The sequence below is a fragment of the Streptomyces sp. NPDC085866 genome, assembly GCF_044541035.1.
In the GTDB taxonomy this organism is placed as follows: Bacteria; Actinomycetota; Actinomycetes; order Streptomycetales; family Streptomycetaceae; genus Streptomyces.
In genome coordinates this window covers 217,388-234,261 of sequence record NZ_JBITSQ010000001.1, presented here as the reverse complement: position 1 = coordinate 234,261, position 16,874 = coordinate 217,388, and the positions used below count along the sequence as shown (strand labels likewise).

Sequence of the window (16,874 nt, the reverse complement as noted above, 5' to 3'; positions counted from 1 at the left end):
AGCACCGCCCACCCGCCGGACGGAGGCCGACACGCCGCCGGAGGCGGCCGATGGATACAGCCCCGACGGCTGGGAGGCGAATCACGCCGTGCCGGCCCACTTGGCAGAGCACCGGGTTGCCTGGCGGCCGTGACCGGATCCACTGCGCCGGGCCGGCGAACCGCGAACCAGCACCGCCCACCCGCCGGACGGAGGCCGACACGCCGCCGGAGGCGGCCGATGGATACAGCCCCGACGGCTGGGAGGCGAATCACGCCGTGCCGGCTCATCTCGCGGAACATCGCGTGAGCCGACGGCCTTGAGTGTCTTGGTGTGTGCGCGGGACTTCGGGCTCCGAGGTCCCCTTGCGCTCGCGGGAGACAATGGAGGGTGGCCCACCTGAAGGCGGGGCCCACCGAACCGTACGAGGAGGAGACGAGACATGGCGGAGCCCACGCCGCGTCGGCATGAACCGCGGCTACGCCCCGCGCCCCTGATCTTCGAGCCCGCGGAGGCGGCCTCCGATCCCGAGCATTTCTTCGACCTGGAGTCGATGGAGGATCCGGGCGCGCTGCTGGCGCGGGCGACGGAGCTGGCCCTGGCCTTCCAGGCGGCGGCCGACCGGGCCGTGGAGTTCCAGGCCGTCGCGGCGGCCCAGCTCGCCGACCCGGGCCGGTTCGACCGGCTGACCCCGGCGGACATCGCCGCGCGGGCGGAGTGGACCGAGGACTACGCGAAGAAGATGGTGGAGTTCGGGCGGGACCTGCTGCGCGGCGCCGACACGGAGGGCCGCAGCCCCGTCGACCCCGTCTAGCCCACGCGGCTGGCATATGCCAGGCGGGCAAGATACTCCTCCCCGCCCGCTCCTGTCCCGGTTTTCCGCAACCCAGGAGAACCGTGTGCTCACGGCCGGTAAATGTAGTCGGCATGAGCTGCACACCGCATGTCACCTGTGCCACCGCCGACGGAGCCGCGTGGCTGGCCTCGGCAGGAACGTATCCGCGAAGCACGCTCGCCCTGTGGCAGGAACGCCCGGACGCCCCGCTGGTCCTCCCGTGCGGCACCGTCTTCGACGTGGTGAGCGCCCCGGCGATCTTCGGACGCCGGATGCTGGACCGCTTATGGGACGAGGGGCCGGGGTCCGGGCCGGTGGCGGTGTTCCGGGGCCGCATGCTGCTGTTCACCGCCCCGGGCACGGCCCACCGGCTGCCCTCGCTGCTGAGCTGGGAGGAGTGGGGACCCCATCGCACGGAGGCGGTACCGCCGCTGCTCTGCCACGGCACGGGAGACGCGGTGACCGTCCCCGCCCTGTCCGGCGACGCCTCCCCCGCCCCCGGCGGCTCCCGCTGGCTGGTCGCGCCGGACACCCGTCACCCGTGGTTGCCGGGCCCCGAGGTGCTGCTCTGGGCCGCCGTCCGGGCGGCCCGCGCGGCCGTACGGATATCGATTTTTCCTCCCGCCGACCAGGATGCTAAGGTCTACGACGTCAGCAGGCGCCGCTAGCTCAGTTGGTTAGAGCAGCTGACTCTTAATCAGCGGGTCCGGGGTTCGAGTCCCTGGCGGCGCACAATGACGATGGCGAGGCGTGTTCGCGCAAAGAGCGAACCTCCTCGCCATCTCCGTTTCTGCGCGGCTTCGCCGCGCACTGTGGGGGCTCCGCCACCCACACCCCCCGGACGACGGCGGGTCCGTTCGAAAGAATCCGGCCCGCCGTTTTCGTATACAGGCGCCCCGCGGACGACGGGATCAGCCTTTCAGCCCCGGCGTGATCTTCACCGTCCACGCCCCGGACGCCGTCCGCCCCTCCACCTCCACCTTCACACCCTCCCCGGGCACCGTGAAGCTCTCCCCGAGGGAGACCGGGGCGTCGGCCAGGGGCGGGTAGACCGAGTTCTCCCAGCACGCCTCGGTGCGCGGGTGGGCGTCCACCACCTCGATCGGACCGCCGCCGGACTCCGCGCCACCGCGCACCCGGTAGACCAGGACACCCTGCCGGCAGCCCGCGCGGTCGTTGCCCGCCGGGCCGCGCGCCTCGAAGGCCAGGACACTGTCCGCGCCGGTGCGCACCACCGCCAGTTTCGCGCCATGGCCGAGGCCGAAGGCCGGGGCACCGGCCGCGCCCTGTACCGGGACGCCCGGGCCCGCGGCCAGCGGCTCCAGGGTCAGCCGGGTCGGCCCCGCGCCCCGCACGCACAGCACCTGGCGCGGATCCAGCCAGCCCAGTTTCCACTTGTGCCAGGCGAACAGGTCCGGGGACAGCCCGAACTGGCTGCCCATCAGGTCCCAGTCGCCGACGTAGGTGTCCCAGTCGCCCTTGCCGTCGACCGGCCGGTGGTAGAGGTCGGGGAGATCGAAGACGTGGCCGCTCTCGTGGGCGAGGACCAGCCGGTCCGGCGGATGCTTCTCGAACACCGTGACGACCCGGCGCACGTCCGTGCCGTCCACGCGCATGGGGGTGTCGAGGTTGACGACCTTCGTCGCGTCCGAGTCGACGCCCGGCGCATCCGGGTCGGCGACGAAGTAGATGACGTCGTAGCGGGAGAAGTCGACCTCCTGATCGGCCACGGCGAACGCGTCGCGCAGATAGGCGGCGCGGTCATCGGCGCTCCAGTCGCGCTTCATGGCGTACGAGGTCGACGGCTGCGGCATGCGCAGCCAGTGGTCGAGCGGGTGCGGGCGCAGCGTGAACCGGCCGTACGAGGCCTGTTCGAAGAAGCGGCTGGTGGCCGGGAAGTGGTCGGCGGTCAGCTCGGCGGGGGTGGTGCGGGGTGTGGCGTCCGGGAAGGAAAGGAAGATCATGACGGCGTCGAGCGCGCCGATCGGGCGGGTGTATTCGGGGTTCCAGGTGTCCACACCCTCCGAGTGGTGGGCCTCGCTGCGGTGCAGGGCGCAGGGAGCCGTGGAGAAGGGCTCGGCGACCGACGGGCCGGTGAGGATCGAGGTCGCGGCGAGCGCCGACATCGTGGTGAACACGGCGGCGGTGCTGCGCAGCTTGGGCACGAAAGGACCTCCGGACACGGTTCGCGGGACACCGCATCCAGACTGTGGTAGTTCATTACTGTTCGTCCTGTTTGCCTGAACCAGAAGGGTGAGTACGCCCGTTTGGGCTCCGGCGTGCATCGACGGCCGACACCCCGAAACACTCACGGAACGTCACAACTGGTCGGGGGCCTGAAGAACCCGTCCAGGTGCGGGCAGAAACGATCTGTCAGAACCTGTGGTCTGTCCGGGACACTGGAGAGTGGCTGGAAGGCCTCGGGGCCAGCCTCTATGATCGGCACACTTTCCGGCACGGACAGAGATCGAGTGCACTGCGGGAGCGAGCGGTGAGCGGAACGTCCGAAGGGCCGACGCCCGCGGCAGACCTCGACCGGTCAGCCGTCACAGACAGTGACCAGAACACCTATCGCCGTGTCTTCGCGGCGGCGCCGCTCGCCATGGCCGTCGTCGATCGCGAAGGTCTCGTCGTCAGCGCCAACCCCGCGCTCGGCGGCCTGCTCGGCGCCGACCCGGACGGGCTGACCGGACGGGTGGCCGCCGATCTGGTGGACCTGGCCGCGGACGCGCGCACCTGGCATGCCTACCGCGAGGTCCTGCGCGGCCGACAGGCCAGGCTGCGCTGCACCCGCCGGCTGAAGCACCCCGAGGGGCACTCGGTGTGGGTGCAGGTCACCGTCACCCCGCTGACCGGTGGCGAGCCCGGCGTCCTCGTGTCGGTCGCCGACATCAGCGCCCGCCGCGAACTCCAGGCCCGGCTGCGGCACTTGCAGATGCACGACCCGGTGACCCGGCTGCCCAACCGCACCCTGTTCTTCGAGCGCCTGACGGCCGCGCTGGAGGCGGAGTCGTACGAGCAGAGCGGCACCGGCCGGATCGGCCTGTGCTACCTGGACCTGGACGGCTTCAAGGCCGTCAACGACACCCTCGGCCACCGCGTCGGCGACCGGCTGCTCTCGGCCGTGGCCGAGCGGCTGACCCGGGTCGCCGACGAGACCGGGTACGCCCGCGCCGGCACCCCCCTGGTGGCCCGGCTCGGCGGCGACGAATTCGCCCTGCTGGTCGAGGACTCCACCGGCACCGAGCAGCTCGCCGACCTCGCCGAGTCCGCGCTGAAGGCCCTGGAGGCACCCTTCGACCTGGCCGGACAGCGGCTGTCGCTGACCGCGTCCGTCGGGGTCGTGGAACGGCACGCTGCCGGTACGACCGCCACGGGTCTGATGCAGGCGGCCGACACGACGCTGTACTGGGCGAAGGCGGACGGCAAGGCCCGCTGGACCCTGTTCGACCCCGAGCGCAACGCGCACCTGGTGACCCGGCAGGCCCTCTCCTCCACCCTCCGCCCCGCCATCGAGCGCGGTGAGTTCGCCCTCGAGTACCAGCCGTTGGTGGGCATGGAGGACGGCCGGCTGAGCGGGGTCGAGGCGTTGGTCCGTTGGAATCATCCTCAGTTCGGCACACTGGCGCCGAATCGGTTCATCGGACTGGCCGAGGAGGACGGTTCGATCGTGCAGCTCGGCCGCTGGGCGCTGGAGACCGCCTGTCGGCAGGCCCGCCGCTGGCAGGTGGACCACCCCGACGAGCCGCCCATCTTCGTCAGCGTGAACGTGGCCGTACGCCAGGTGTGGGACTCCGACCTGGTGGCGGACGTGGCCCGGACCCTCGCCGAGACCGGGCTCGCCCCGCACCTGCTCCAGCTGGAGCTGACCGAGTCGGCCGTGATGGGGTCCTCGGGCCGCCCGCTCCAGGCCCTGCAGGCCCTCAGCGACATGGGCGTCCGTATCGCGATCGACGACTTCGGCACCGGCTACTCGAACCTGGCATACCTGAGCCGGCTGCCGGTGTCGGTGCTGAAGCTGGACGGCTCCTTCGTGCGCGGCTTCCAGTACGAGGGCGACAAGAGCACGGTGGCCGTGCCGCCCAACCCGGCCGACGAGGTGATCGTGGAAGCGATGATCCAGCTGGCCCACCGCCTCGGCCTGACGGTCACCGCCGAGTGCGTCGAGACCTCGGCGCAGGCCACGCGGCTGCGTCGGATCGGCTGCGACACCGGGCAGGGCTGGCTGTACTCCCGTCCGGTGCCGCCGGATCGTATCTCCGAGCTGCTGGGCGGCCAGGCGGCCTACGCGGTGGGCAAGCCGTAGGCGTCGGCGATCAGTTCGTAGGAGCGCAGCCGCAGCTCGCCGCGGTGGGCGTGCGAGGTGAGCATCAACTCGTCGGCGCCGGTGCGCTTGTGCAGGTCGTCCAGGCCGGAGCGGACCTCGTCCGCCGTGCCGTGCACGATGTTGCCGGTCCAGGAGGCGACGAAGTCCTCCTCCATCGGGCTGAACTCGTACTTCTCGGCGTCGGCCGGGTCGGGGAACAGGCCCGGGCGGCCGGTGCGCAGCCGGAGCATGTTCAGCGCGGCAGCCCGCACCTGTCGGCCGGCCTCCCGCTCGTCGTCCGTGGCGAGGGCGGAGACGCCGATGAGGGCGTACGGCTCGGCCAGCACCTCGGAGGGCCGGAAGGTCTGCCGGTACAGGTCGAGGGCCGGGATGGTGTTCTGCGCGGAGAAGTGGTGCGCGAAGGCGAAGGGCAGCCCGAGGAGACCGGCGAGGCGGGCGCTGAAGCCCGAGGAGCCGAGCAACCAGATCGGCGGCCGGTGCGCGGACTGGACTCCGCCGGGGCTGCTGCCCTGCACCGGGCCCGGGATCGCGTGGATGCGCCGGTAGGGATGCCCGTCCGGGAAGTCGTCGTCCAGGAAGCGGGTGAGTTCGGCCAGCTGCTGCGGGAAGTCGTCGGCGCCCTCGTCGAGGGTGTCGGTACGGCGGAGCGCGGCGGCGGTGGCACCGTCCGTGCCGGGCGCCCGGCCGAGCCCCAGGTCGATCCGCCCCGGCGCCATCGCCTCCAGCGTGCCGAACTGCTCGGCGATCACCAGGGGCGCGTGGTTGGGCAGCATGACGCCGCCCGAACCGAGCCGGATGCGGTCGGTGTGGGCGGCGAGGTGGGCGAGGATCACGGCGGGCGAGGAGGAGGCGACGCCGGGCATGGAGTGGTGCTCGGCCACCCAGTACCGGTGGAAGCCGCGCGACTCGGCGTACCGGGACAGCTCCACGCTGGTGCGCAGAGCGTCGGTGGCGGTACTGCCCGCACCGACGGTCACCAGGTCCAGTACGGAGAGGGGGACGGGGGCGGTCCCGTGCGTCGTGCCCCGGATCTCGTCTGCCGACACGGTGTGAGCCTCCTGTTTTGACCGTGAGCTGTCCTGCCGGGACTTAACAGGAGGCTGTCCCCGCTTATTCCGCCGCCTCTCGCCCGACCGACTCGGGTGGTGGGTGGGCGAGGCGGGGTCCGGGGCGGAGCCCCGGTGCCCGCCCGGTCACACCTGCACGATCGGTTCCCTGGTGAACAGCGCCCCCAGCCTGGGCGCGTTCACCCGGCGGTCCGCCAGCCTCAGCCCCTCCCACACCGACACCTGGTTCGCCGTGAGCACCGGCTTGGACAACGCCTTCTCCAGCAGGCTGATGTGCGCGGCCGTGTGCAACGCCGTGTCCGGCAGCAACACGGCCTGAGCACCGGAGGCGGCCGCGTCCGCCGCCCGCGCCAGACTCAGCACCTCCTCCTCCCCCCACGTCCCGACCTCCGCCGCCGTGACGATCCCGGACGACCGCACCGCGACCACCTCGAGCCCCCCGGCCCGCAGGAAGTCCGCGAACAGCGCGGCCACCTCCTCCGGGTAGGTCGCGCCCACGGCGACCCGTCGTACCCCCAGCTCCCGGGCCGCGTGCACGAAGGCGAAGGACGTCGAGGAGGCCGGCATCCCGGCCAGCCGGGCCAGCGCCCGCACCTGCTCCTGGGCGCCCTCCCAGCCGTACACGAAGCTGCCGCTGGTGCACGCCCACACCACCGTCTCGGCGCCGGTCAGCCGCAGCTCCGCCACGCCGGCGGCGAGCCGCTCCGCCGAGCCCATCTCGCGCAGCGCGTCCACCCGGTGCGCGTCCACGCCGATGTCTGTGTGGACCAGATCCACCCGGATGTCGCTGCCCAGGAGCTGCTCGATGCGTGGATAGTCGTCCTCGCCGGAGTGGCCCGGGTAGAGGAGTCCGAGTGCAGTCATGACGGCCCTTCTTGGTGTTCCTGCGTTTCTTCCGGCAGTACGGGCCATTCCCGCGCGGCCTCGTCCAGCAGCGCCTGATAGGGCCCCACGGCTCGGGTACCCAGCCGGCGCAGCGCCGCCCACATCGTGACCTGGTTGGCCGACAGCACGGGGATGCGCAGCTCGGCCTCCAGCTGGGGGATGACGTCGTAGGTCGGAAGGTTGGTGCAGGAGATGAACAGCGCGTCGGCGGCGCCGGGGCGGACCGCGGCGCGGGCCATGGCGACCACGTCCCGGTAGGGCACCTGCCAGATGTGCCGGGTCAGCCCCATGAACGCGCAGCCCGTCACCCGTACGCCGGCCTCGGCGACGTACTCCTGAAGGGACTGGGTGACGGACACCGTGTACGGGGTGACGAGGGCGACCCGGCGGACCCGCAGCTCCGCCAGGGCCTCCAGCAGGGCGCCCGAGGTGGTGACCGCGGGCAGGGTGCCGCCGGCCCTGCTCATCTCCGCGCACATCGCCCGCTCGCCCGCGATCCCGTCGACGAAGCTGCCGGAGGTGCAGGCGTAGGCGACGACCTCGGGGGCGACGGCGATCAGCGCGCGCACCGCCTCACCGAGGGTCTGGTGCTCGCTGACCAGCCGGGCCAGGTCCAGGCTCACCTCCACCGGCACGAACGGGGTCCGGGTCAGGTGCAGCGACACCTCGTCGGGCACCCAGCGCCACAGCTCGCGGTCGAGGGCGAAGTCGAAGGGGGCCACCACCCCGACTCCACGCTGGGGGCGGGGGCCGCCGAGAAAGGAGACGTCCATGGCAGGACACCGCCCTCGTGGTGAGAGACGACGGAGGAACGGTCGGTGGGTACGCCCGTGTTGACGAAGGTAGGTTCCGGTGCGAGCGTGGTCAATCCGCGCATGTCAGACGCCCGGAGCGGCCCCGAATGACGCTGACCCTGCCCACCCTGCTCGTCCTGGACGCCGACCCGCCACCGCGGCTCGGCCGCCTCACCGGGCGCGCCCGGATCGTGCACACCGACGCGGCCGGTCTCGCCGAGCGGCTGCCGGAGGCGGACGTGCTGCTGGTGTGGGACTTCACCTCGCACGCCGTACGGGAGGCCTGGCCCGGGGCTGGGCCGCGGCCGCGCTGGGTGCACACGGCGAGCGCGGGTGTGGACCATCTGATGTGCCCGGAACTCGCCGCCAGCGAGACGGTGGTGACCAACGCGCGCGGGATCTTCGACCAGCCGATCGCCGAGTACGTGGCCGCGCTGGTGCTGGCGGTCGCCAAGGATCTGCCGCGCACGCTGGAGCTGCAGCGGGAGCGGACCTGGCGGCACCGGGAGACCCGGCGGGTGGCGGGCACGCGCGCGTGCGTGGTCGGCTCCGGGCCGATCGGACGGGCGATCGCCCGCACGCTGAAGGCCCTGGACGTGACGACGGCGCTGGTCGGACGGGTCCCGCGCACCGGCATCCACGGACCGGGCGACCTGGACCGGCTGATCGCCCGCGCGGACTGGGTGATCGCCGCCGCCCCGCTGACCGAGCAGACGCACGGCATGTTCGACGCCCACCGGTTCGGCGTGATGCAGCCCTCGGCGGTCTTCGTGAACGTCGGCCGCGGGCCGCTGGTCGACGAGGACGCGCTCGCCGAGGCGCTGCGGCGGCGCTGGATCGCGGGCGCCGCCCTGGACGTGTTCGCCGCCGAACCCCTGCCCGAGGACAGCCCGTTGTGGGGGCTGCCGGGGCTGATCGTCTCCCCGCACATGAGCGGCGACACGGTCGGGTGGCGCGATGAACTCGGCATCCAGTTCGTGGAGTTGTACGAGCGGTGGGCCGCGGGCAGATCCCTGGTGAACGTGGTCGACAAGAAGCGCGGCTACGTCCCCGGTCACTGAACCACCAGGAGGGTGCATGCAGCTCACCGACCTGACCGCCGTACAACTCCTCGACGGCTACCGCAAGGGCGAGTTCACTCCCGTGGAGGCGACCGAACAGGCCCTGCAGCGGGCGCGGCGGATCCAGCCGAAGGTGAACGCGTTCGTGCGCCTCACCGAGGAGGACGCGCTCGCGCGGGCGCGGGAGTCGGCGGAGCGCTGGCGGCGCGGCGAGCCGGCCGGGCTGCTGGACGGGGTGCCGGTGACCGTGAAGGACATCCTGCTGCTGCGCGGCCACCCCACCCTGCGCGGCTCGAAGACCGTGTCCGATCAGGGCAGTTGGGAGGAGGACGCGCCCTCGGTCGCCCGGCTGCGCGAGCACGGCGCGGTCTTCCTCGGCAAGACCACGACACCGGAGTACGGCTGGAAGGGCGTCACCGACTCGCCGCTGACCGGCGTGACCCGCAACCCGTACGACCCCGCGCGCACCGCGGGCGGCTCCAGCGGCGGCAGCGCGGCGGCCGTCGCGCTCGGCGCGGGCCCGCTGTCGCTGGGCACGGACGGCGGCGGCAGCATCCGCATCCCGGCCGCGTTCTGCGGGATCTTCGGCCTCAAGCCGACGTACGGCAGGGTGCCCCTGTACCCGGCGAGCGCGTTCGGCACGCTGTCGCACGTCGGCCCGATGACCCGGGACGCGGCGGACGCGGCACTGATGATGGACGTCATCGCCGCCCCCGACGCCCGCGACTGGTCGGCGCTGGGCCCGCCGCCGGAGTCGTTCACCGCGGGCCTGGACCAGGGCGTGCGCGGGCTGCGGGTGGCGTACTCGCCGAACCTGGGCGGGCAGGTGGCCGTCCGCCCGGCGGTCGCGGCGGCCGTACGCCGGGCGGTGGCCGGACTCGCGGACCTCGGCGCGTACGTCGAGGAGACCGACCCGGACTTCAGCGACCCGGTGGAGGCCTTCCACACCCTGTGGTTCAGCGGCGCGGCCCGGCTCACCCAGAGCTTCTCGCCGCACCGGCGGCAGCTGCTCGACCCGGGCCTGCGCGAGATCTGCGCCCAGGGCGCCCGGTACAGCGCGCTGGACTACCTGGCCGCGGTGGACGTCCGCATGGACCTCGGCCGCCGGATGGGCCGCTTCCACGAGCGGTACGACCTGCTGGTCACGCCCACGCTGCCCATCACCGCCTTCGAGGCGGACGAGGAGGTGCCCGGGAGGTCCGGCCTGCGGCACTGGACCGGCTGGACGCCGTTCACCTACCCCTTCAACCTCACCCAGCAGCCCGCGGCGACGGTCCCCGTGGGCATCGACGGCGACGGACTGCCGGTCGGGATGCAGATCGTCGCCGCCCGGCACCGGGACGACCTGGTGCTACGGGCCTCGCACGCCCTCTACGAGGAGGGGCTCACGCCCTCCGGAAACTGAGCGTCTCCCCCGCCGCCCCGCTGCGCCACAGGTCGTTGCAGGCCTCGGCCATCTCCTCCAGACCGGCCACGACCTGGCCCCAGACGATCCCGGGCACCCAGCCCACGTCCCCGTTGAGCAACAGGTTGTTGCGCTCGTAGAACAGGGCCAGGTCGACCACGGTGGCGCCGGGGCGGACCTCGCGGTCGTAGCCGTAGGCCTTCGTGCCCAGTTCGGTGCCGGCGAAGGAGAAGTAACAGAGGTCGCCGGGGATCGGGGTGACCGTCGGGTTCTCCAGTGGGGGTTCTGTGGAGGCGAAGGGCGCAAAGAGGGCGTAGATCTCGTTGCGCGCGTACTTGGCGTGGAAGACGTCCCCTGCGAGCGGCAGCGCCTCCCACACTGCCGCGCAGGTCAGGGGCGCGCGGTCGTCCAGCAGTCGTGCCGTGCAGTGCACTTCCCGCTTCTCCAGCGAGACGGTGACGAATCGATCGGCCATGAGAACCAGGGTGCATAGGAGCGATGCGCTTGGGTAGCCGCGCCGCCATGGCTCCACCACTTGGGAACGACGTGCACACGATCCGGTCGGAACACAGACACAGCAGACGCTCGGTGCTCGCGGGGGCCGCCGCGTTGGGCGCGGTGGGCGCGCTGGGTGCCGCGGGCTGTTCGCGGGTGGCCTCGGCCTCCGGTGTGAAGGGCGGCGACCTGCTCGACCGGCTGCGCGCGCAGGGGGTCGTACGGCTCGGGATAGCCGGTGAGATCCCCTTCGGGTACATCGACAGGAACGGTCATCTCACCGGGGAGGCGCCCGAGCTGGCCAAAGTGGTCTTCAAGCGGCTCGGGGTGGACCGGGTGCAGCCCGTGCCGACCGAGTTCGGCTCGCTCATCCCCGGCCTGAACTCGCAGCAGTTCGACGTCGTGGCCGCCGGGATGTACGTCAATCCCGAGCGCTGCGCACAGGTGATCTTCGCGGATCCGGACTACCAGATGCTCGACTCCTTCATCGTCCGCAAGGGCAATCCGAAGGGGCTGCGCTCCTACAAGGACGTGGTGGCGAAGAAGGCGAAGTTCGCCACCGGGACCGGGTACGCCGAGATCCAGTACGCGGTGGAGGCCGGGTACAAGGAGAGCGACATCCTGATCGTCCCGGACCAGGTCGCCGGGCTGAACGCCGTCGAGGCCGGGCGCGTGGACGTCTTCGCCGGTACGGCGCTGACCACCCGCGAGGTGGTGAAGAAGTCCGCCAAGGCGGAGGCCACCGAGCCGTTCGCACCGCTGGTCGAGGGCAAACCGCACGTCGACGGCGGCGCGTTCGCGTTCCGGCCCACCGAGACGAAGCTGCGCGACGCCTTCAACGCCGAGTTGCACAGGCTGAAGCAGAGCGGGGAACTGTTCCGGATCCTGCGGCCCTTCGGCTTCACCAAGGCCGAGCTGACGGACCTCACCGCGAAGGAGCTGTGCGGCGGATGACCTCGGGGCTCTGGGAACTCGTACTGAGAGGCGTCTGGACCACCGTCCAGCTGCTGGTGTGCAGCGCGCTGCTGGCCGGCGCGGTGTCCTTCGCCGTCGGTGTCGCGCGCACCCACCGGCTGTGGATCGTGCGCTTCCTCGCCGGCTTCTACACCGAGGTGTTCCGCGGCACCTCGGCGCTGGTGATGATCTTCTGGGTGTTCTTCGTGCTGCCGGTCGCCTTCGGCTGGCAGCTGGTGCCGCTGTGGGCGGGCACGCTGGCGCTCGGGCTGACGTACGGCGCGTACGGCTCGGAGATCGTGCGCGGCGCGCTGAACGCGGTCGACCCGGCGCAGCGGGAAGGCGGGATCGCGCTCGGTTTCACGCCCTGGCAGCGGCTGCGGCTGGTCCTGCTGCCGCAGGCGGTGCCGGAGATGATCCCGTCCTTCTGCAACCTGCTGATCGAGCTGCTCAAGGGCACGGCACTGGTGTCGGTCATGGGCATGGGCGATCTGACCTTCAGCGCCAACCTGGTGCGGCTGGCGCTGCAGCAGAGCGCGGAGATCTACACGTACGTGCTGCTGATCTACTTCGCGATCGCCTTCGTGCTCACACGGCTGATGCGGTCTCTGGAGAAGCGGCTGAAGGCCGGGGTCGGCAAGGACGTCGGCACGTTCTCGGCGGCGCGTGAGCTGAAGCGCGCGCAGACCACCGGGGTCGGCGGGGGTGGGATCGGATGAAGTGGGACTGGAACGCCGTACGTGACTTCATGCCGCACTTCTGGGACGGACTGCTGGTCACCCTGCAGGTCCTGGCCCTCGGCTCGCTGCTCTCCTTCACACTCGGCCTGGTGTGGGCGCTGCTGATGCGGACGCCGAGCCGGTTCGTGCGCTGGCCGGTCGGGGTGGTCACGGAGTTCGTGCGCAACACCCCGCTGCTGGTGCAGCTGTTCTTCCTGTTCTACGTGCTGCCCGAGTGGGGCCTGACGTTCTCGGCACCGGCCACCGGCGTCTTCGCGATCGGCCTGCACTACTCGACATACACGATGCAGGTCTACCGGGCCGGTATCGAGGCGGTGCCCGTCGGCCAGTTCGAGGCGGCGACGGCGCTGAACCTGCCCCGGAGCCGGACCTGGGTCGCGGTGATCCTGCCCCAGGCGATCCGCCGGGTGGTCCCCGCCCTCGGCAACTACGTGATCGCGATGCTCAAGGACACGCCGATGCTGATGGTGATCACCGTGCTGGAGATGCTCGGGCGGGCCCGGCTCTTCTCCCAGCAGCACTTCCAGTTCACCGAGCCCCTGACCGTGATCGGGGTGGCCTTCGTCCTCATCTCCTACCTGGCCTCCCTTCTCCTGCGAGCCCTGGAGCGACGCCTTGTCCGTTGAGACCCGTGAACAGACCGCCGCCACCGACACGCATCCGACCGAACTGGTCCGCCTGGAGGGGGTGACCAAGCGGTTCGGGGACAACACGGTCCTCGACGGCCTGAACCTCTCCGTGGACGCGGGCCGGCACGTGACCCTGATCGGTCCCTCCGGCTCCGGCAAGACGACGATCCTGCGGCTGCTGATGACCCTCACCAAGCCGGACCAGGGCACGATCACGGTCGACGGGGAGCCGTTGTTCCCGGCGCCGGAGAAGCAGGTCCGGGAGGTCCGCAAGAAGATCGGGATGGTGTTCCAGCAGTTCAACCTGTTCCCGAACATGTCCGTGCTGCGGAACATCACCGAGGCACCGGTGCAGGTGCTCGGCATGTCCCGGGACGAGGCCGAGGAGCGGGCGCGGGAGCTGCTGGACCTGGTGGGGCTGGCCGACAAGTGCGACGCGCGGCCCACCCGGCTCTCCGGCGGCCAGCAGCAGCGGGTGGCGATCGCCCGGGCACTGGCGATGCGGCCGCGGGTGCTGCTGCTGGACGAGGTGACGTCGGCGCTCGACCCCGAGCTGGTCGCGGGCGTCCTCGACCTGCTCAGGGACATCGCCCGCACCACCGACATCACGATGCTCTGTGTGACCCACGAGATGGGCTTCGCCCGGGACATCTCCGACCAGGTACTGATGTTCGACGCCGGGCGCGTGATCGAGTCGGGCCCGCCGGAGAAGATCTTCAGCGATCCGGAGCGGGACCGGACCCGGGAATTCCTCAGCGCGGTCCTGTGACTACGAGGTGTGAAGACGGGAAGAGTCGAGGTCCGGGCGCTGGGTGATGACCGTGGCATATGCCAGAGGGTCTGCGTCGCAGTTGGGAGAGGGGCCGCGGGCACCACAATCTCGCCAACACTCTCTCCCCAACGGCCCTTTGCCCGTTATCGTGGTAGCGATCCGCCGACCGGACCTAGCGGCCACAGACAGGCGAGCGCAGGGGGAAACACCGTGGCGCTGATGCACGAGCCGACCGCCCCGTACCACTCCGCCCAGGACGCGTTGCGCGTGCTGGAGACCGTGGCCCGTCACTCCGCCGGCGTCACCGACACCGAGCTGGCCCGCCACACCGGCCTGCTCCCCGAGCGGCTGACCGCGCTGCTGCGCATGCTGCGCCGCGAGGGCTACGTCGAGCAGATCGCCGACGGCGCGTACGTCACCGGCGACACCCTGCGCCGCCTCACCTCGACGCACGACCGCGAGCGGGCCCTGCGCGAGAAGCTCCAGCACACCCTGGACCGGCTGCGGGACTCCGTCGGCGCGGCCGTCTACATGAGCCGGTACGTGGACGGCGAGGTCAGGGTCACCCAGTACGCCGCCGGGCCGGCCACCCCGGCGGTCAACGAGTGGGTCGACTTCCGCTACTCCGCGCACGCCACCGCCGTCGGCAAGAGCCTGCTCACCCAGCTGGACCACAACGCCCGCCGCGACCACCTCTCCCGGCACAAGATGGCCCGCCTCACCTCGCGCACCATCACCAGCGACAAGCTGCTGCTGTCCCGCCTGGAGTCCCAGCCGCCGACGGTGCCGATCCTGGACCTCCAGGAGTACGCGATCGGCACGGTCTGCGCGGCCGTCCCGATCACCGCGGGCTCCTCGGTCGGCTGCCTGGCCCTGTCCCTCCCGGTGGAGCACGCACACCGGCTCCGGCAGGCCGCGGACACGCTGAATCGGAACGCGGCTCCGGTGCTGCTCTCGCTCGCGATCTAAGTGGTCACGAGCACCCCTGAGAACCAGGTAGTATTTTCTTCGTCGCCGGCCGCGGGAGCAAAAATCCGCGGAAGGCGAGAGTCATGCGCCGCTAGCTCAGTTGGTTAGAGCAGCTGACTCTTAATCAGCGGGTCCGGGGTTCGAGTCCCTGGCGGCGCACAATGACGATGGCGAGCCACGTCCGCAACAAACGCGGACCCGGCTCGCCATCTCTGTTATTGCGCGGCTACGCCGCGCGCGGTGGGGGCTCCGCCACCCACACCCCCCACTGCCGGGCCCTTCGCGGAAGCGAGGGGCCCTTCGACGTCTTCCCCGGTCAGCCTCCGGTACGTGTCCTCCCCGGGCGGTCGCCACCACACCGGGTCGGCACACCGGAACCCCTCGCGCCGCAGCCGCGCCCGCTCGATCTTGTTGGTGGCCGTCACGGGCATCCGCTCCACCACCCGCACGAACCGGGGCGCCATCTTCGTCCCGAGGTCGGGCTGGGCCCGCAGGAACTCCGCGAAGGACCACGGGTCGAACCGCCCGGCGACGGTCGCCATCACCTGGTCCCCGGTGACCGGATCCGGCACCCCGTACACGGCCACGGCCACCGCCCCCTCGTACCGGGCGACGATGTTCTCGATCATCGCGGCGGCCAGATTCTCCCCGTCGACCCGGATGCGGTCGTCGGTACGGCCGGCGAAGTACAGGTACCCCTCGGCATCCCGGTAGAAGAGATCCCCGGTCCAGTAGGCCCCTCGCCCACTCTCGGCTTCGCCCGAGCGGGGGGACCCCCATCGCCGCCGCTCGGCTTCGGCCGCCGGATTGCGCCAGTAGCCCTCGAAGGGGCTGGGCCCCTGATTCACCAGCTCACCTATGGCCTCGGCACCGTTGAGGAGCTGCCCGGCGGCATCGAACTCGGCCACCGGACACTCCAGCCCCGTCCCCGGATCGAGCACCACCAGACCGGGCCCCGCCGGCCCCACCGCCCCCGCCGGGGTCCCCGGAGCCCACTGGATGGCCGCCCCGCCCTCGGACGACCCGTATCCCTCCACCAGCCGCACCCCGAACCGCCGCTCGAACGCCGCCGCGTCCACCGCCCCGGCCTCCGTCCCGAAGCCCGTCCGCAGCGGGTTGTCCCGGTCGTCGGGCCGCGCCTCGGTGGCGAGGATGTACTGGATCGCCCGCCCGACATAGGTGAAGTACGTCGCCCGGTACCGCCGTACGTCCGCCAGGAACCCGGACGCCGAGAACCGTCGACGCAGCGCCACCCCGGCCCCGGCGGCCAGCGCGGGCGCCCAGTCCGCGATCACCGCGTTGCCGTGGAACATCGGCATGCAGACGTAGTGCACGTCGTCCGCGCGGACCCCGAACTGCCCGACCAGCGCATACCCCGCCGCGGCCAGCCGCCCCTGGGAACAGAGGGCGGCCTTGGGCGCGCCGGTGGAGCCGGAGGTGAAGTAGAGCAGCATCCGGTCGGAGGGTGTGGCCCGGGCGGGGTCGGGTACGGCGCCGGCGTACGGGGCGAGGAGGGCGTCGTACGCGTCGCCGTCGGTGACGAGGACGCGCAGGCCCGGCAGCTCGAGTCCGGCCAGCAACGGCAGGTGCGCCCGCTCGGTGACCAGCACCGGGCACTCGGTGTGCCGGATGTCCCGGGCCAGCTCGGCGCCCCGGCGGGTGGGGTTGATCCCGGCGACGGCGGCCCCAGCGAGCGCGGCCGCCCCGAGCCACAGCGGGAACTCCTCGGTGTTGTCGAGCAGCACGCCGACGTGCGGGACGGCACCCGGTGGCAGCAGATCGGCGAGCAGCGCGGCCCGGGCGGCCGCCCCCGCGGCCACCTCATGGTGGGTCAGCACCCGCTCTTCGCACCACAGCCCCGACCGGTGATCCCCCCACCGTGCTGCGACCAGCTCCGCCACCGTGCGCATCGTGGACTTCATGGCGAGGCACGGTAATTGACTCACCGTCAGATGTGGAGAG

Annotated in this window: 16 protein-coding genes and 2 tRNA genes; 12 read left to right on the top strand and 6 right to left on the bottom strand. The window is 71.7% G+C overall.

From position 1 onward, the window contains the following. Nucleotides 1-421 precede the first annotated feature (421 nt). The 3 genes from ACIF83_RS01095 (at nucleotide 422) to ACIF83_RS01085 (ending at nucleotide 1,546) form a co-directional block, all read left to right on the top strand. A complete protein-coding gene (locus tag ACIF83_RS01095) occupies nucleotides 422-793 on the top strand; it encodes a hypothetical protein (protein ID WP_386580200.1) in 372 nt (123 codons plus the stop codon). A gap of 113 nt (nucleotides 794-906) precedes the next feature. Then, nucleotides 907-1,482 carry a bifunctional DNA primase/polymerase gene (locus tag ACIF83_RS01090; RefSeq protein WP_393464185.1) on the top strand — a complete coding sequence of 192 codons (576 nt, stop codon included), beginning with the start codon at nucleotides 907-909 and terminating at the stop codon, nucleotides 1,480-1,482. Then, nucleotides 1,473-1,546, top strand: a tRNA-Lys gene (locus ACIF83_RS01085). Before ACIF83_RS01090 ends, ACIF83_RS01085 begins: the two co-directional genes overlap by 10 nt. Nucleotides 1,547-1,725: 179 nt before the next feature. On the opposite strand, the gene ACIF83_RS01080 is transcribed toward ACIF83_RS01085, so the two are convergent. Next, nucleotides 1,726-2,940, bottom strand: coding sequence for a M6 family metalloprotease domain-containing protein (locus ACIF83_RS01080; RefSeq protein WP_399723135.1), 1,215 nt, complete (start codon nucleotides 2,938-2,940; stop codon nucleotides 1,726-1,728). A 365-nt stretch (nucleotides 2,941-3,305) separates the two neighbouring features. Here ACIF83_RS01080 and ACIF83_RS01075 point away from each other — a divergent pair, with 365 nt between their 5' ends. Then, nucleotides 3,306-5,120 carry a putative bifunctional diguanylate cyclase/phosphodiesterase gene (locus tag ACIF83_RS01075; RefSeq protein ID WP_399722628.1) on the top strand — a complete coding sequence of 605 codons (1,815 nt, stop codon included), beginning with the start codon at nucleotides 3,306-3,308 and terminating at the stop codon, nucleotides 5,118-5,120. Here ACIF83_RS01075 and ACIF83_RS01070 read toward each other — a convergent pair. The 3 genes from ACIF83_RS01070 to ACIF83_RS01060 all read right to left on the bottom strand — a co-directional run bounded on the left by ACIF83_RS01070 (nucleotide 5,099) and on the right by ACIF83_RS01060 (nucleotide 7,866). Further along, complete coding sequence (locus ACIF83_RS01070) at nucleotides 5,099-6,187, bottom strand: LLM class flavin-dependent oxidoreductase (protein WP_393464180.1); 1,089 nt, start codon at nucleotides 6,185-6,187, stop codon at nucleotides 5,099-5,101. The two genes, ACIF83_RS01075 and ACIF83_RS01070, sit on opposite strands and share 22 nt — an antisense overlap. A 147-nt stretch (nucleotides 6,188-6,334) precedes the next feature. Beyond that, entirely contained in the window at nucleotides 6,335-7,072 is a 738-nt protein-coding gene (locus ACIF83_RS01065; protein WP_393464177.1) for a decarboxylase, read from the bottom strand. Further along, on the bottom strand, nucleotides 7,069-7,866 hold the full coding sequence (locus tag ACIF83_RS01060; RefSeq protein ID WP_393464174.1) for a decarboxylase: 798 nt from the start codon (nucleotides 7,864-7,866) through the stop codon (nucleotides 7,069-7,071). The genes ACIF83_RS01065 and ACIF83_RS01060 overlap by 4 nt, the downstream gene beginning before the upstream one ends. A gap of 128 nt (nucleotides 7,867-7,994) precedes the next feature. Between ACIF83_RS01060 and ACIF83_RS01055 the strand changes: the two genes are divergently transcribed. Together ACIF83_RS01055 and ACIF83_RS01050 are read left to right on the top strand one after the other, a co-directional pair. Next, nucleotides 7,995-8,948, top strand: a complete 954-nt coding sequence (locus ACIF83_RS01055; protein ID WP_393464171.1) for a D-2-hydroxyacid dehydrogenase — start codon at nucleotides 7,995-7,997, stop codon at nucleotides 8,946-8,948. 16 nt (nucleotides 8,949-8,964) lie between these two features. Further along, a complete protein-coding gene (locus tag ACIF83_RS01050) occupies nucleotides 8,965-10,353 on the top strand; it encodes an amidase (protein WP_399722625.1) in 1,389 nt (462 codons plus the stop codon). Here the strand turns inward: ACIF83_RS01050 and ACIF83_RS01045 are convergent. Next, nucleotides 10,334-10,828, bottom strand: coding sequence for a DUF3830 family protein (locus tag ACIF83_RS01045; RefSeq protein ID WP_393464165.1), 495 nt, complete (start codon nucleotides 10,826-10,828; stop codon nucleotides 10,334-10,336). The genes ACIF83_RS01050 and ACIF83_RS01045 overlap by 20 nt on opposite strands. Nucleotides 10,829-10,875: 47 nt before the next feature. On the opposite strand from ACIF83_RS01045, the gene ehuB reads away from it, so the two are divergent. The 6 genes from ehuB (at nucleotide 10,876) to ACIF83_RS01015 (ending at nucleotide 15,071) form a co-directional block, all read left to right on the top strand. Then, the gene (ehuB, locus tag ACIF83_RS01040; protein WP_398138961.1) at nucleotides 10,876-11,802 is read left to right on the top strand and encodes an ectoine/hydroxyectoine ABC transporter substrate-binding protein EhuB; all 927 of its coding nucleotides are present in this window, start codon (nucleotides 10,876-10,878) and stop codon (nucleotides 11,800-11,802) included. Beyond that, nucleotides 11,799-12,521 (top strand): ectoine/hydroxyectoine ABC transporter permease subunit EhuC, encoded by a 723-nt coding sequence (gene ehuC / locus ACIF83_RS01035; protein WP_393464159.1) that lies wholly within the window; start codon nucleotides 11,799-11,801, stop codon nucleotides 12,519-12,521. The genes ehuB and ehuC overlap by 4 nt, the downstream gene beginning before the upstream one ends. Continuing rightward, nucleotides 12,518-13,168 (top strand): ectoine/hydroxyectoine ABC transporter permease subunit EhuD, encoded by a 651-nt coding sequence (gene ehuD / locus ACIF83_RS01030; RefSeq protein WP_399722622.1) that lies wholly within the window; start codon nucleotides 12,518-12,520, stop codon nucleotides 13,166-13,168. The genes ehuC and ehuD overlap by 4 nt, the downstream gene beginning before the upstream one ends. Beyond that, nucleotides 13,158-13,940: an ectoine/hydroxyectoine ABC transporter ATP-binding protein EhuA gene (ehuA, locus tag ACIF83_RS01025; RefSeq protein ID WP_393464154.1), complete on the top strand. Its 783-nt coding sequence runs from the start codon at nucleotides 13,158-13,160 to the stop codon at nucleotides 13,938-13,940. Before ehuD ends, ehuA begins: the two co-directional genes overlap by 11 nt. A 213-nt stretch (nucleotides 13,941-14,153) precedes the next feature. Then, nucleotides 14,154-14,912 carry an IclR family transcriptional regulator gene (locus ACIF83_RS01020; RefSeq protein WP_393464151.1) on the top strand — a complete coding sequence of 253 codons (759 nt, stop codon included), beginning with the start codon at nucleotides 14,154-14,156 and terminating at the stop codon, nucleotides 14,910-14,912. A gap of 85 nt (nucleotides 14,913-14,997) precedes the next feature. Next, nucleotides 14,998-15,071 (top strand) — tRNA-Lys (locus ACIF83_RS01015). A gap of 56 nt (nucleotides 15,072-15,127) precedes the next feature. On the opposite strand, the gene ACIF83_RS01010 is transcribed toward ACIF83_RS01015, so the two are convergent. Further along, the gene (locus tag ACIF83_RS01010; RefSeq protein ID WP_399722619.1) at nucleotides 15,128-16,834 is read right to left on the bottom strand and encodes an AMP-binding protein; all 1,707 of its coding nucleotides are present in this window, start codon (nucleotides 16,832-16,834) and stop codon (nucleotides 15,128-15,130) included. Nucleotides 16,835-16,874: the final 40 nt, after the last annotated feature.

Coding starts and splice junctions, on each gene's coding strand:
- ACIF83_RS01065 (WP_393464177.1), bottom strand. CDS start 7,072: ATGACTGCACTCGGACTCCTCTACCCGGGCCACTCCGGCGAGGACGAC.
- ehuC (WP_393464159.1), top strand. CDS start 11,799: ATGACCTCGGGGCTCTGGGAACTCGTACTGAGAGGCGTCTGGACCACC.
- ACIF83_RS01090 (WP_393464185.1), top strand. CDS start 907: ATGAGCTGCACACCGCATGTCACCTGTGCCACCGCCGACGGAGCCGCG.
- ehuB (WP_398138961.1), top strand. CDS start 10,876: ATGGCTCCACCACTTGGGAACGACGTGCACACGATCCGGTCGGAACAC.
- ACIF83_RS01095 (WP_386580200.1), top strand. CDS start 422: ATGGCGGAGCCCACGCCGCGTCGGCATGAACCGCGGCTACGCCCCGCG.
- ehuD (WP_399722622.1), top strand. CDS start 12,518: ATGAAGTGGGACTGGAACGCCGTACGTGACTTCATGCCGCACTTCTGG.
- ACIF83_RS01055 (WP_393464171.1), top strand. CDS start 7,995: ATGACGCTGACCCTGCCCACCCTGCTCGTCCTGGACGCCGACCCGCCA.
- ACIF83_RS01050 (WP_399722625.1), top strand. CDS start 8,965: ATGCAGCTCACCGACCTGACCGCCGTACAACTCCTCGACGGCTACCGC.
- ACIF83_RS01045 (WP_393464165.1), bottom strand. CDS start 10,828: ATGGCCGATCGATTCGTCACCGTCTCGCTGGAGAAGCGGGAAGTGCAC.
- ACIF83_RS01060 (WP_393464174.1), bottom strand. CDS start 7,866: ATGGACGTCTCCTTTCTCGGCGGCCCCCGCCCCCAGCGTGGAGTCGGG.
- ACIF83_RS01010 (WP_399722619.1), bottom strand. CDS start 16,834: ATGAAGTCCACGATGCGCACGGTGGCGGAGCTGGTCGCAGCACGGTGG.
- ACIF83_RS01080 (WP_399723135.1), bottom strand. CDS start 2,940: ATGTCGGCGCTCGCCGCGACCTCGATCCTCACCGGCCCGTCGGTCGCC.